Source organism: Virgisporangium ochraceum (assembly GCF_016863655.1).
Lineage (GTDB): Bacteria > Actinomycetota > Actinomycetes > Mycobacteriales > Micromonosporaceae > Virgisporangium > Virgisporangium ochraceum.
The window spans coordinates 93,364-106,771 of record NZ_BOPH01000027.1 but is presented as its reverse complement, the minus strand read 5'-3'; the positions used below and the strand labels follow the sequence as shown (position 1 = coordinate 106,771).

Sequence of the window (13,408 nt, the reverse complement as noted above, 5' to 3'; positions counted from 1 at the left end):
CGACGATCAAGGCGGCCGGTACATACCTGGTAGGCGGATTTGCGGTGACGGACAGTGGCGGCGGGGGTCCGTCCGGGCCGAAGTGTCGGCTTGCCCGATCCACGACTGCGCGCGAACCTGCGACCCGACCGCTAGCCCTTGAGGGCGCTGAAGAGCTTGACCTTCGCGCCCGTGCGCAGCACCGCGTTGCGGTAGATGCGCGCGGAGAACCAGGCCAGCGCCGCGATCGTCAGCACCGACACGCCCAGCGACACCGCGATCTCCCACCCGGCGGCCACGTCGAGGGCGATGCGCATCGGCATCAGCATCGGCGCGAACAACGGGAACATCGACAGCAGCGCCATGAGGCCGTTGTCGGGCTCCGACGGCAGGATCGACACCCCGGCGAGGTACGGCAGGATGATCAGCATGACGGCCGGCGCGGTAGCGCCGCCGACGTCCTCCTGGCGCGAGACGAGCGCGCCGAGCGCCGCGAACACGAACGCGTACATCAGGTACCCGATGAGGAACCAGACCACGGCCCACACGGCCACGCCGCTCGCGATCGACGACGGGAACGTGTAGGCGTCGGTCAGGAAACCGGCCGCGATCCCCGCGCCGAACGTCAGCACCATCTGGGCCAGGGCCACCGCCCCGATGCCGAGCACCTTGCCGAGCAGCAGCTGCCACGGCTTGATCGACGTCAGCAGCAGCTCGACGATGCGGTTGGCCTTCTCCTCGACGACGCCCTGCGTGACGGTGCTGCCGTACATGAGGATCGAGATGTACACGAGAACGCCGACGATCATGCCCAGCAGGATCCGGGGGCCCTGGTGGTCGCGCGGCGGCTCCAGCGTGCGCAGGTCGAACGAGGCCGCCTCGACGGCCGTGCCCACCGCCGCCGGGTCACCGCCGGCGCGCGCGATCTCCTCGTTCAGGGTGATCTGACGCACGAGCACGGTGAACGCGTTGCGCAGGTCCTCGGGCAGGTCCTCCTTGACCACCACCTGGAGGTCGGCCGGCGTGCCGGTGACGTACGCGTCGAGGTCGCCCTCGCGTACCCGCGTCTCGCCGGTCGCCTCGTCGACCTCGCTGGTGGTCACCTCCGCGTCGACCGCGACGGCGACGGCCTCGAACGCCGGCGCGAGCGCCGCCGCCGACGGCGCGAAGCCGACCTTCTGGGCGGAGTCGCTGCCGCTGACGAGCTTCGCGACGATCACGAAGCCGACCACCACGACCACCGTCGCGATGCTGGTGATTTTGAAGGCCTTGGAGGCGACCCGCGTCCGGATCTCGCGCTCGGCCACCAGCCGTACGGCACCACCCGAACCCACCGGGGCGCTCACGCGATCGCTCCACTTCGTTCCGCGATGCGTTCGCGGGCACTGAGTCGATGGTTCGCTCGCTGACGCTCGCTCATGGGGTTCCCTCGCTCACCACGTCACGGAAAAGCTCTGTCAACGTCGGACGGCGGTCGCCGAACCGGCGCACGGGCCCCGCGCCCAGCGCGGCGCGCAGCACCGCCTGGTCGTCGGCGCCGTCGGCGAGCTCCAGCTCCGTCCTCCCGTTGCCGGACCCGAGGACGCGCACCCCGGGCAGCCCGTCGGCCCATCCCGGCCCGGCCGTGGGCGCCTCGACCACGAGCCGGCGCGGGCCGGCCGCCCGCAGCTCGTCGACCCGGCCGACGGCCACCATCTGTCCACTGCGGACGATCCCGACCCGGTCGCACAGCCGCTCCACGAGATCGAGCTGGTGCGACGAGAACACCACCGGGATCCCCTCGGCGGCCTTCTCGCGCATCACCTGGCTCATCACGTCGACGGCCACCGGGTCGAGCCCGGAGAACGGCTCGTCGAGCACGAGGATCCGCGGGTCGTGCACCAGCGACGCGGCGAGCTGCACGCGTTGCTGGTTGCCCAGGCTCAGCTTCTGCACCTCGTCGTCGCGGCGGGCGGTCACGCCGAGGCGGTCGAGCCACCGGTCGGCCGACGTCGACGCGTCGCTCTTCGACATGCCGTGCAGCCGGGCCAGGTAGACGAGCTGGTCGCGGACCTTCATGCGCGGGTACAGGCCGCGCTCCTCGGGCATGTACCCGATCTGGCGGCGGGTCTCCAGGGTCAGCGGGTGGCCGTCCCACCGCACCTCGCCCGCGTCGGGTTCGAGCACGCCGAGCGCGACGCGCATCGTGGTGGTCTTACCCGCGCCGTTGCTGCCGACGAACCCGAAGAGCTCGCCGGCACGGACGTCGAAGGTCATGTCGTCCAGGGCGACCACGTCGCCGAAGCGTTTCGACAGGTGTGAGATCTCGAGCGTTGCCATCAGGGGCAGGCTATCCACGGCCACCGGCCCATCTCCTCCGCAATGAGGACGAAGCGGCTCCGGCTTGAGGACGAGAAGTTCCTGCCCTCGAAGGCTCTACCCACCGGGTATACCCGCCGGGTATAGTCGGCCGGCATGACGGTCTCGTACGCACTGCTCGGCCTCCTCGAGGAGGCCGACCGCCATGGATACGACCTCAAGCAGTCCTACGACAAGCGCTTCGGCGGGGTCCGGCCGCTGCGGTTCGGGCAGGTCTACCGCACGCTCGCCCAGCTGCAACGCGACGGCCTCGTCGAGATCGTGGGCGTCGAGGCGGGTGCGGGTCCCGACCGCAAGCGGTACGCGATCACCTCGGAGGGGGCGACCGACCTGGAACAGTGGCTGGCCGAACCGGAGGCCCCGCAGCCGCACCTGCAGGCGGTGCTGTTCACGAAGGTGGTGCTGGCGCTGCTCAGCGGCCGGCCGGCCCACGCGTTCCTCGACGCGCAGCGCGACCTGCACCTGTCGGCGATGCGCGAGCTCACCGCCGCCCGGCGCGGCAGCTCGTTGCAGGACAGCCTGCGGGCCGACTACCAGCTGTTCCACATCGAGGCCGACCTGCGCTGGATCGACCACGCGGCGGGCCGCCTGGAGGCGCTCTCCCAGGAAATCAGAGCCGACGAGATCAGGGAGCTGTGATGCTGGTCGCGCGCGGCCTCCGGAAGAGCTTCGGTGTGACGCCCGCACTGCGCGGCGTCGACGTCGAGGTCGGTGCCGGCGAGGTGCTCGCCGTGATGGGTCCGAGCGGCTCGGGCAAGTCGACGCTGCTGCACTGCCTGGCCGGCATCCTCACCCCGGAGGAGGGCGAGGTGTCCTTCGACGGCCGGCGCGTCGACCGGCTTCCCGACCGGGACCGCAGCCGGCTGCGCCGTGGCGCGTTCGGGTTCGTGTTCCAGTTCGGCCAGCTCGTCCCGGAGCTGCCAGTCGTGGAGAACGTCGCGTTGCCGCTGCTGCTCGCCGGTCGGCGGCGCACCGCGGCCATCGCCGCCGCCGACGGGTGGCTGCCGCGGCTGGGGCTGGCCGGGCTCGGTCACCGGCTGCCCGGTGAGCTGTCGGGCGGGCAGGCCCAGCGGGTCGCGATCGCCCGCGCGCTGATCGCCGGTCCGCGGCTGGTGTTCGCCGACGAGCCGACCGGATCGCTCGACTCCGTCGCCGGCGACGAGGTGATGGAGCTGCTCGTTGACGTCGCGAAGGCGGAGAACGCGGGCGTGGTGGTGGTGACCCACGAGCCGCGGGTCGCCGCGTTCGCCGACCGCCGGATCACCGTGCGCGACGGGGTTCTCGTGCAGCCGGCCGGTGTCCCGTGACCGGCCGCGGCGGGGCCACCGTCCGGTTCGGGACCGTCCGCTTCGGCACACGTCTCGCGCTAGCGGGCGGCCGGGAGGCCGCGGCCCGTACGGGACTCGTGGCGACCGGCTGTGCGGTGGGCGTCACACTGCTGTTGTTCGCTCTTGCCGCGATGCCGGCGATGCAGGGGCGGATCGACCGCCTCGCGTGGCATCGGACGACGGCCGCGAGCGCGGCGACGGCGCCCGACCCCGCGTTGTGGCTGCCCGCCACCGACCGGTGGGAGGGCCGGCAGATCACGCGCGTGCACGTGGCCGCGCTCGGGCCGCGACCGCCGGTGCCGCCCGGGATGACGCGTCTGCCCGCGGCCGGCGAGGTGTTCGCGTCGCCGGCGCTGGCCCGGCTGATGCGCACGGAGCCCGCCGCCGAGCTCGGCGACCGGTTCCCCGGCCGGATCGCCGGTGAGATCGGGCCGGCCGGGCTGACCACGCCCGACGAGCTGGTGGCGGTCGTCGGCCGCGCGCCCGACGACCTGCGCGCCGTGCCGGGAACGATGGAGATCCGCGGCATCGAGCAACCGGGCGCCGAGATCGACCTGGCCGTGGTGCTGCGCATCGCGATCCTGACCATCGTGATCCTGCTGGTCGGACCGGTCGTGGTTTTCATCTCGATGGTCACCCGGGTCGGTGCGGCCCGGCGCGAGCAGCGGTTCGCCGCGATCCGGCTCGCCGGCGCCACCCGCCTGCAGACCGGCGTGCTGGCCGCCTGCGAGACTGCCGGCGCCGCGGTCGTCGGCGCCGTCGTCGGCTGGCTGGCGTTCCTCGCGGTGCGGCCGGTGGTCGTCGCGCGCGTGACGTTCGACGCCGACACCGGCCTGCACTCCGGCACGCCGTTCGCCCCCGCCGACGTCGCGGTTCCCGGGTGGCAGGTCGCGCTGGTGCTGCTCGGGCTGCCCGTGATCGCCGTGCTGACGACGCTGGTGTCGCTGCACCGGGCACAGGTCACGCCGCTGGGCGTCGGCCGGCGCACGCGGCGCACCCCGCCCGGTCCGCTGCGCCTGCTGCTCCTGGGATCGGGGATCCTGGCTGTCGCGGTCGCCGCCGACCTGGACCCGTCGTCGCTGCGCAACGCGCTGAACCTGTACTCGCCGCTCGCCGTGATCGCCGGGCTGGTCGTCGCCGGCCCGTGGGTGTGCATGTGGGCCAGCCGCGCGCTCGCCCGGCTCAGCCGCCGCATGCCGACGCTCGTGGCCGCCCGGCGCATCGCCGCCGACCCGTACTCGGCGTTCCGCGCCGTCGGCGGCGTCGCGGTCGCGGTGTTCGTCGCCACGGTCGCCGGCGCGGCCGCGGCCGACCCGCCCGACCGCTCCGTGCTCGGCGACGGCGTCGTCGCGGTGCAGGTCCGCGGCGCATCCGAGGCCGCGCTCGGCCCGCTCCTCGCGCCGGGCGCCGTCGTCGCCCGCGCCGGCTCCGGCGGCCGGCTCGCCGTCGGGTGTGCGGACCTCGCCCGGGTGACCAGGCTGAGCTGCCCGTTCCCGGCCGTCTCCGACCTGGATCTGACCGAGCTGGGCGGCCCGACGGGGTTCACCACCCCCACGCCCGACCTGCCCGTGCACACGGTCTTCGTGCCCACCGACGGGTCGGCCGCCGCGCAGGAACGCGTCCGTACCCTGGCCGCGGTGGTCGCTCCGTCCTCGCTCGCGCGCGTCGACGACGACCGCAGCGGGTCCGACGCCGGCCGGCTCGGCGGCGTCGAGAGCGGCGTGTGGCTGATGATGGCGTTCGTGCTGCTGGTCGCGGCGTGCAGCCTCACCGTGGCGCTGGTCGCCGGCCTGATGGAGCGGCGGCGCCCGTTCGCGTTGCTCCGCGCGTCGGGGGTGCGGCTGGCGGACCTGCGCCGCATCGCCATGCTGGAGACGGCCGTGCCCCTGGTGCTGACGGTGCTCGTCGCGATGGCGGTGGCGCTGCTGGGCGCGTACCTGGGCGACCCCGGGTTCACGATGCCGCGGCCGGCGTTCTTCGCCAGCGTGGCGGCGGCGGTGCTGGTGGCCCTGGCCGTGTGCCTGGTGACGCTGCCGCTGATGGACCGGGCCACCCGCTTCGACGCCGTCCGGTACGAGTGAGCGGGAGGCTAGCCTCGGGGGATGGCGCTGATCCACTGTGACTTCTTCTCGGAGACGCTCGAGCTGAGCACGTCGATGACCGTGCTCCTGCCGCAGCGGACCCGCACGCAGATCGGCATGACCGGGGCGCCCGCCGGTGAGCACGGCGCCCCGGTGCTGTACCTGCTGCACGGGCTGTCTGACGACCACACGATCTGGCAGCGTCGCACGTCGATCGAGCGGTACGCGGCTCCGCTGGGGCTGGCCGTGGTGATGCCGGCCGTGCACCGCAGCTTCTACGCCGACGAGCGGCACGGCGGCCGCTTCTGGACGTTCCTCAGCGAGGAGCTACCTGACCTGGTGAGCCAGTTCTTCCGGGTCTCGACCCGCCGCGAGGACACCTACGTCGCCGGCCTGTCGATGGGCGGGTACGGCGCGTTCAAGTGGGCCCTGCGCCAGCCGGAGCGGTTCGCGGCGGCGGCGAGCATGTCGGGTGCTGTCGACGCGGTCGACCTGGCCCGCTCGGACAGTGACCGGGCGTCGCTGTTCGAGCGGGTCTACGACGGGCCGGTGCCGCCGGAGGACGACCTGTTCGCGCTGCTGGCCGCCGCCGACCCGGCGACGCTGCCGGCCCTGCACCTCAGCTGCGGCACCGAGGACTACCTGTTCGCGGCGAACGAGCGCCTCGCCGCCGCGGCGGAGAAGGCCGGGGTGCCGCTCACCGTCGACTTCCGGCCCGGCGAGCACGAGTGGCAGTTCTGGGACGACGAGATCCGCACCGTCCTCGACTGGCTGCCCGGTCTCACGCCGTCGATGTGAGTGTGGCGAACGCGACCACGTTGCCCTTGTACTCGCGGCGGTAGCGGTCGAACTCGCCGCCGCAGGTCACCAGCCGCAGCGCCGAGTGGTCGAGCCCGCCGTACACCTCGCCGGTGGGGAACGCCGCCTTCGCGTACGCGGCCACGCGGTCGACGGTGAAGACCGCCGTGCGGCCGTCCTGGCGGTGGACCGCGATCTGGTCGCCGGCCCGCAGCTCGCGCAGCCGGAAGAACACGGCCGGCCCGTCGCGGGCCGAGTCGACGTGACCGAGCACCACCGCCGGACCGACCTCGCCGGGCGAGGCGAGGTTGCGGTACCAGCCCGCCGGCGCGTCACCGGCGACCGGCGGCACCTCGATCGTGCCGTCGGCGTGCAGGCCGAGCGGGAGGAGCGGGGTGTCGACCCCGATCGCCGGGATCGTCAGCCGCACGGGTGCCGACCGGCCGAGGGGTGCCGGGCCGACCCCGTCGAACGTCGAGGCCGTCGGTGCCGCGGCGGCCGGCGCCGGCGGCCCGGGTGGCGGTGGAGGGGCGGCGTCGCCGGAGGAGGCCGGCGGCCCGGTGCCGCCGGGTGTCGCCGCCTCCGCCACGGTGGCCGACCCGCGTTCGCGGGCGGCCGGCGGGCCACCGCCGATCACCACCAGCGTGACCCCGGCGACCGCGAGCACGACGGTGAGCGCGTCGAGCAGGATCCGGCGGCGGGTCATCGGTGTCTGCGTTCCTAGACCCGCACCGACGGCCAGATCCGCACGAGCAGCAGCACCGCCGCGGCCAGCAGCAGCACGATGCCGCCACCGAGCAGCAGCGGGCTGCGGACGCCCTCGCCGCTGCCACCGCCGGTGCGCGGCGCCCCGCTCGGGGTGGAGCCGGCCTCGGGCGCGGAGGTGCCGTTCCCGCCACCGCCGTTGCCGTTGTCGGGGTTGTTCGGGTTGCCGGGCGCCGCTGTGCCGGTCGCGGTGCCTCCGCCCGGGCCGGGGGAGGCGGTGCCACCGCCGGGCGCCCCGGTGGAGGTCCCACCGCCCGCCGACGCGCCGCCGGACGCCGGCGGCGCGGAACCGGAGACGGACGCCGTGCCGGTCGGTCCGGGGGCCGGTCCGCCGCCGGTGTCGTCGTCGTCGGCGGTGGCGCAGTACGCGGCGAGGAGGAGCACCAGGAAGATCAACACGACAGAGGCGGCCACCGCCGCCGCTCGGTTGATGTTGGACGGGCCACGGTGGGCGGCTCGCTCACTCACGGCTTGCCTCCCATCGGCATCGACGCTGGTCGTGCCACGCAGGGTACCCATCCGACCGCGAAGACACACCCTCCTTACCGACGGTCGACACGCACCGCCACGACCTCGCCGACCGGATCAAGCTCCAGGTCACGGCCGTCCTTCCAGTCCGTCGGCAGGTCGTCGGCGACCGCACGCAGCAGACCCTGAAGGGTGACGACATCGTGGTCGGCCGTCGTGGGCGCGAGCGCGCCGGCCAGGGCGCGGGCGGTCGCGGCGTCGCGCAGCAGGGCCGCGCCGGCGGGCGAGCGGGTCAGGAGGTCGGTGCCGTCGGAGGCGGAGACGATCATCAGACCGCGCAGGAACCGGCCGAACGCGCCGGCCGCGCGCACCGGCAGCGGGTCCGGAAGCCGGTCGGCGCCGCGGTAGCGCGCGACGGTCACGTCGTCGTCCTCGCCGAGCGCGTCCCTGAGCTCGAGGTCGGCGAAGACGGCGCGGGTCAGCTCCGCCTCCCGGTACCAGTGGCTGCGCCGCGAGGACCGCTCGTGTCCGCCGGCCGGTGCGGGCGTCCCCGGATGCCCGGCGATCTTCCGCAACGCGGCGAGCGCGCCCTCGACCGCCGGCCGCAGCGACACGGTCAGCACGTCGGCGGCGGCCCGGGCGATCCGCGCCCGCTCGATCGCCGGCGCGTCGTCGGCGACCCGCACGGTGACGTCGAGGTCGACCAGCGGCCGGGTCGTGTGCGCGGGCGGCTGGTCCGCCGGTGCGGGGCGGCCGAGCAGGGTGCGCAGGTCGCGCCGGTCACCGTCGGTCGGTGGCCGCAGCGGGACCGGCGCGGCGACGGTCGTCATCGGCTGGCCGAGCACGATCCTGCTCCACGGCTGTGCCGGTGGCCGGTCGGTCGCCAGCAGCACCGCGTCCTCGGACCCGGGCGCGGAGATCCAGAACCCGGTGACCGGCGCGGCCTCGACGCCGGGCCAGCGCGGGTGCACGGTGCGGCGCAGGAGCAGCCGGCCGTGCCGGTCGGGCAGCCGCGGATCGGGCACCCAGACCAGGTCGACGTTCACCGCGTAGCGGACGGCGCCGTCGTCAGTCACGGTCGGCCTCGACGTAGTACTCCTCGACGAACTCCGGCTCGGCCGGGCGCAGCGCGCTGAGGGTGCGCAGCACGTCCAGCAGCTCGGGCCGTGGCTGCGCCGCGGGCGTCTCCGGCTGGGCGGCGGGCGCGTCCGGCCGGGGTCGCGCCGCCGGCGGGTCCGGGCGGCGTTCCAGCTGGGCCACCCGCTGCTGGAGGGCCCTGATCTCGCGGTTGAACAGCACGGTGAGCACCGGCACCGCGACCACGACGAGCGCCACGGCCATCCAGATCCACCTGACGTCGGCCTGGCCGGTCATGTCCTGAGACTGCCCCCACCGCCGGCCCGCGCAAACGTTAGGTTCGGGGCATGGATATCGCCGCTGCCCAGGAGTTCCTGCGTACCAACCACCGGGCCGTCCTCGGCACGTACCACGCCGACGGGCGGGCGCAGCTGTCGCCGGTGACGGTCGGGGTCGATCCGGAGGGCCGGGTGCTGGTCAGCACCCGGGAGACCGCGGTCAAGACCCGCAACCTGCGCCGCGATCCGCGGGCTGTGCTGTGCGTGATGCCCGACTCGTTCTACGGCGAGTGGGCGCTGGTGGAGGGTGCGGCCGAGGTGGTGCCGCTGCCCGACGCCCTCGACCTGCTGGTCGACTACTACCGCGGCATCAGCGGCGAGCACCCCGACTGGGACGACTACCGCTCGGCGATGGTCCGCGAGAAGCGGGTCATGGTCCGCGTGACGATCACCAGGGCCGGCCCGAAGTACCAGGGCTGAGGTACCGGGCCGGCGCCCGCCACGAGTTGCGGGACGCTTCGAGCGGGATCAATCTGGGTGCGGCGGTCGGCGTCGCCCCTCGGCGACGGATCAGCTGTTGCCGGCCGGTCCGCCGAGGAGCTGTCATGGGTCCAGCCCGCCGATTCCTGGCCGTGCTCACGATCACCGCGACCGTGACGGGGCTGATGCCGGGCGCGGTCCGGGCCGCGCCCGGCGGGGCAGGGTCGGTGGTGCCGTCGGTGGTGCCGGAGCTGTCGGAGACCACGCGGCTCGCCGACCGGCGGACGGTCGTCTCCGGTGACCGGATGTACCAGGTCGGCGCGGCCGACGGGAGCTACCCGGCCACCGGGTGGCACATCCGCGGGGAGATGGGCGGCTTCTGGACGCCGCCGGTGAAGCTGCTCGACGGCATCTGGTTCGCCGTCGACGGTCAGTGGCTGACGGCGACGAGGTTCACCAACGGCGCCGGGTACACGCGCATGGCGTTCCCCCAGGGCGTCGAGCGCACCGACTTCGCGCCCGACGGCACGCGGGCCGCGCTGATCGGGCTGCGGTTCACGGGACCGGCGCGCACCGTGACGCTCACCGTGCAGGCCCACTCCGAACTGCTCCCCGCGTACCCGTGGGGCTGGACCACCCCGGGCGCCGGCGACACCAACCGGCCAGACACGGGCGCCTTCGACGGCCGCAACCTCGTCTTCCGCGACGGCGGCTACGCCGCGCTCGTCGGCTCGACCCGGCGCCCCGACGGGCACCGGCTCGGCGCCGGCATGCGCGGGCCGCGGGAACCGGCCGTCGTCTGCCCCGAGGAGGATCCCGCGCCGCCGCGCTGCGACGACGGTCCGTTCGGCCGCGGCACCGGCGGCGAGCTGACGTACACGGTGGACGTTCCGGCGAACGGCCACACCGTGTGGTTCGCGGTCGCCGGCGGCGACGGCGGTGCGGGTCCCGCCGCGGCCGACCTCGCGACCGCGCTGCGCGACCCGGCGAAGGCGCTGCGCGACAAGATCGCGTCGCGCCGGGCCGTCGCCGCGTACACGACCGTGGCCATCCCCTGTGACCCGTTGCTCGCCCGCAGCGTCGCGTGGTCGAAGCAGAACCTCGCCGACTCCGTGCAGCAGGCCCGGGACCTCGACGTGTTCGCGAGCCACGAGGGCCGGGAGAACCCGCCGCCGGTCGGCACCGTGCCGAGGGCGCGGTGGTTCGGCGCGGGGTGGCCCGACTACCCCTGGATCTTCGCGACCGACGGCGAGTACACCGCGTTCGCGGCCGTGGCCGCGGGACAGTTCGAGCCGGCGATGGACCACCTGCGCGCGCTCAGGGACATCAGCGACCTCGTGAACGCCCGCTCCGGCAAGGTGGTGCACGAGGTCACCCCCGACGGGCAGGTGTACTTCGGCGCCAACGACGACGCGGGCAACACCGACGAGTCGGCGAAGTTCCCGAGCGCGGTCGCGCTGCTGTGGCGCTGGTCGGGCGACGACCGGTTCCGCGACGAGATGTACGACTTCAGTGTCCGGGCGATGCGGTACGTCCTGGCGCTCGACGCCGACCGCGACGGCTGGCCGGAAGGGCTGGGCAACGTCGAGCGGCCGGGGATGGCCGAGGAGAAGCTCGACGTCGCCGTCTACACGATCCGCGGCCTGCGCGACCTGGCCGACCTCGCGGCCTCCCGGAAGGACGACGCGACCAGACAGTGGGCGACCCGGGAAGCCGACGAGCGCGCGCGACGGTTCGAGCGCGAATGGTGGTTCCCGCGGGGCGTCTCGTACGCCGACTCGTACGGCACGTTCCAGCGGCACTGGACCGGCGTGACGCCCATGGAGACCGGACTGTCCACGAAGGACACCGCCACGAAGGCCCTCGACCAGCGCGAGAAGGCCTGCTATACGGGCGAGTTCGGCCTGTTCCACACCGGAACCGGGCCGACGTCGGCGCCCGCCGGCAACCCCGGCCCGGTCTGCGACCCGGTGGTGTCGACCGTGCCCGCGGAGCGCTCGACGTTCTCGCTCAACACCGCGGTGATGGCCGTGGCGGAGGGCAACTACGGCCGGCTCGACGCGCAGCGCCGGTACACCACCGGCAACGCGCGCATCCAGCTCGATCCGGCGGTCTGGGAGCTACCGGGCGCGATGCCGGAGATCGCGCCGTCACCCGACTTCGTGGCCAACATCGACCAGGGCTTCCTGACCCGGTCGAGCGTGCTGCAGGCGTGGGGCGCGTACGGGGTGCTGTGGCCGGTCGTGCGCCAGTACCTCGGCGTCGACCCGGACCTCGGCCGGGGCCGGCTGGCGATCGTCCCCGACAGCCGCACCACCGTGTCGGCGCGGGACATCCGGCTCGGCCGCGGCTCGGCCGACGTGGCGGTGTCGCGGAACGGGCGCACGGTGCGTGTCGCGGTCGACGTGCGGGTGCGGGCCGAGGTGGCGCTCGGAGCGGTCCTCCCGCCCGGCGTGTCCACTGTGGACGTCCGGCTCGACGGCCGGCCGGTGCGCCACTCCACGGTGGACACCAACCGCGGCACCGAGGTGCGCGTGGCCACCACGAAGGGCCGGCACGTGCTCGAGGTCAGGTGGTGACAGGAACCGCCAGGTAGCCGCGGATGCTGAGGCTGTCGCGTCGCACCGGGTCGCAGTCGAGGGCGAGGTCGGGGAACCGGCGCACCAGGGCCGGCAGGGCGACCTGCGCCTCCAGCCGGGCCAGCGGTGCGCCGAGGCAGTAGTGGATGCCGCCGCCGAACGACAGCGGCGCGTTGTCGGCGCGGTCGAGCACCAGTGAGGACGCGTCGGGGAACCGCAGGGGGTCGTGGTTCCCGGCGCCGAGGTAGGCGACCACGCGTTCGCCGCCGGGGATCGTCACCCCGCCGAGCTCGACCGGCTCGTTCACGAGCCGGCTGACGATCTGCACGGGGGAGTCCCAGCGCAGCAGCTCCTCGACCGCCGGCTCCGCCAGCTCCGGCTCGTCGCGCAGGCGCGCCAGCTGGGACGGGTGGCGCAGCAACGCGACGACGCTGTTGGCGAGCAGGTTGGTGGTGGTCTCGAACCCGGCCGCGAACAGCAGCGCGGCCATCGTGACGACCTCGTCGTCGGTGAGCCCGTCGACGGCGACCAGCGCGCTGAGCAGGTCGTCGCCCGGCGCGCGGCGGCGCTCGTCGGCCAGCTCGGAGAGGTACCGCATGATCGTCGCGGCGGCCGGGTCGGCGGTGCGCAGCACGTCGCCGTCGACGACCTCCAGGATCCGGGTCCAGTCGCGCACGAGGGTCTTGAACTGCGCCCGGTCGGCCACCGGGACACCGAGCAGCTCACCGATCACGTTGACCGGCAGCGGGAACGCGAACGCGTCGACGAGATCGGCCTTGCCGGAGGCGAGCCCGTCGAGCAGGTCGTCGACCATCGCCCCGATCGCCGGCCGCAGGGCCGCCACCCGCCGCGCCGTGAACGTCGAGCTCACCAGCCGGCGCAGCCGGGTGTGCCGGGGCGGGTCGGCCGTGAGCATGCTGGTGAACAGCATCCGCAGCGCGGGGTGCTCCTCCCAGTCGGGGAACCCGAGGAACGCCAGCATCTCCGGCGGCATGTGGCCCAGGCGCGGGTCGCGCACCATCGCGGCGCAGTCGGCGTGGTGGGTCACCACGAGCGCGCCGTCGTCGGCCCGCAGCACCGGCCCGATGCGCCGCAGCCGGTCGAACCGCGGGTACGGGTCCTCCCGGCCGACCATCGTGGTGAGCTCGGCCAGCAGCGTCAGGACCTCGTCGGTCTGGACGATCATCGACACGCGTCGAGCCTACCCGCGCAACCGG

At 74.2% G+C, this 13,408-nt stretch carries 13 protein-coding genes; 6 read left to right on the top strand and 7 right to left on the bottom strand.

The window, feature by feature from the left end; all coding sequences use genetic code 11:
- Positions 1 to 131 precede the first annotated feature (131 nt).
- The gene (locus tag Voc01_RS12585; protein ID WP_203927548.1) at positions 132 to 1,325 is read right to left on the bottom strand and encodes an ABC transporter permease; all 1,194 of its coding nucleotides are present in this window, start codon (positions 1,323 to 1,325) and stop codon (positions 132 to 134) included.
- Between the two features lie 70 nt (positions 1,326 to 1,395).
- Entirely contained in the window at positions 1,396 to 2,298 is a 903-nt protein-coding gene (locus tag Voc01_RS12580; protein ID WP_203927547.1) for an ABC transporter ATP-binding protein, read from the bottom strand.
- A 135-nt stretch (positions 2,299 to 2,433) separates the two neighbouring features.
- Between Voc01_RS12580 and Voc01_RS12575 the strand changes: the two genes are divergently transcribed.
- The 4 genes from Voc01_RS12575 to Voc01_RS12560 all read left to right on the top strand — a co-directional run bounded on the left by Voc01_RS12575 (position 2,434) and on the right by Voc01_RS12560 (position 6,544).
- Positions 2,434 to 2,976, top strand: a complete 543-nt coding sequence (locus Voc01_RS12575; protein WP_203927546.1) for a PadR family transcriptional regulator — start codon at positions 2,434 to 2,436, stop codon at positions 2,974 to 2,976.
- On the top strand, positions 2,976 to 3,644 hold the full coding sequence (locus tag Voc01_RS12570) for an ABC transporter ATP-binding protein (RefSeq protein ID WP_203927545.1): 669 nt from the start codon (positions 2,976 to 2,978) through the stop codon (positions 3,642 to 3,644). Before Voc01_RS12575 ends, Voc01_RS12570 begins: the two co-directional genes overlap by 1 nt.
- 116 nt (positions 3,645 to 3,760) lie before the next feature.
- Positions 3,761 to 5,746, top strand: a complete 1,986-nt coding sequence (locus tag Voc01_RS12565) for an FtsX-like permease family protein (protein ID WP_203927544.1) — start codon at positions 3,761 to 3,763, stop codon at positions 5,744 to 5,746.
- A 21-nt stretch (positions 5,747 to 5,767) separates the two neighbouring features.
- Positions 5,768 to 6,544 carry an alpha/beta hydrolase gene (locus Voc01_RS12560; RefSeq protein WP_203927543.1) on the top strand — a complete coding sequence of 259 codons (777 nt, stop codon included), beginning with the start codon at positions 5,768 to 5,770 and terminating at the stop codon, positions 6,542 to 6,544.
- Here Voc01_RS12560 and Voc01_RS12555 read toward each other — a convergent pair.
- The 4 genes from Voc01_RS12555 to Voc01_RS12540 all read right to left on the bottom strand — a co-directional run bounded on the left by Voc01_RS12555 (position 6,528) and on the right by Voc01_RS12540 (position 9,151).
- Complete coding sequence (locus Voc01_RS12555) at positions 6,528 to 7,250, bottom strand: class F sortase (RefSeq protein WP_203927542.1); 723 nt, start codon at positions 7,248 to 7,250, stop codon at positions 6,528 to 6,530. The two genes, Voc01_RS12560 and Voc01_RS12555, sit on opposite strands and share 17 nt — an antisense overlap.
- Positions 7,251 to 7,264: 14 nt before the next feature.
- Positions 7,265 to 7,777 carry a hypothetical protein gene (locus Voc01_RS12550; RefSeq protein WP_203927541.1) on the bottom strand — a complete coding sequence of 171 codons (513 nt, stop codon included), beginning with the start codon at positions 7,775 to 7,777 and terminating at the stop codon, positions 7,265 to 7,267.
- Positions 7,778 to 7,851: 74 nt separating this feature from the next.
- Complete coding sequence (locus Voc01_RS12545) at positions 7,852 to 8,853, bottom strand: hypothetical protein (protein ID WP_203927540.1); 1,002 nt, start codon at positions 8,851 to 8,853, stop codon at positions 7,852 to 7,854.
- A complete protein-coding gene (locus Voc01_RS12540; RefSeq protein ID WP_203927539.1) occupies positions 8,846 to 9,151 on the bottom strand; it encodes a hypothetical protein in 306 nt (101 codons plus the stop codon). The genes Voc01_RS12545 and Voc01_RS12540 overlap by 8 nt, the downstream gene beginning before the upstream one ends.
- Positions 9,152 to 9,201: 50 nt before the next feature.
- Between Voc01_RS12540 and Voc01_RS12535 the strand changes: the two genes are divergently transcribed.
- Both Voc01_RS12535 and Voc01_RS12530 read left to right on the top strand, forming a co-directional pair.
- On the top strand, positions 9,202 to 9,612 hold the full coding sequence (locus tag Voc01_RS12535; RefSeq protein WP_203927538.1) for a PPOX class F420-dependent oxidoreductase: 411 nt from the start codon (positions 9,202 to 9,204) through the stop codon (positions 9,610 to 9,612).
- Between the two features lie 125 nt (positions 9,613 to 9,737).
- The gene (locus tag Voc01_RS12530; protein WP_203927537.1) at positions 9,738 to 12,191 is read left to right on the top strand and encodes a glucosidase family protein; all 2,454 of its coding nucleotides are present in this window, start codon (positions 9,738 to 9,740) and stop codon (positions 12,189 to 12,191) included.
- On the opposite strand, the gene Voc01_RS12525 is transcribed toward Voc01_RS12530, so the two are convergent.
- On the bottom strand, positions 12,181 to 13,377 hold the full coding sequence (locus tag Voc01_RS12525; RefSeq protein WP_203927555.1) for a cytochrome P450: 1,197 nt from the start codon (positions 13,375 to 13,377) through the stop codon (positions 12,181 to 12,183). The genes Voc01_RS12530 and Voc01_RS12525 overlap by 11 nt on opposite strands.
- Positions 13,378 to 13,408: the final 31 nt, after the last annotated feature.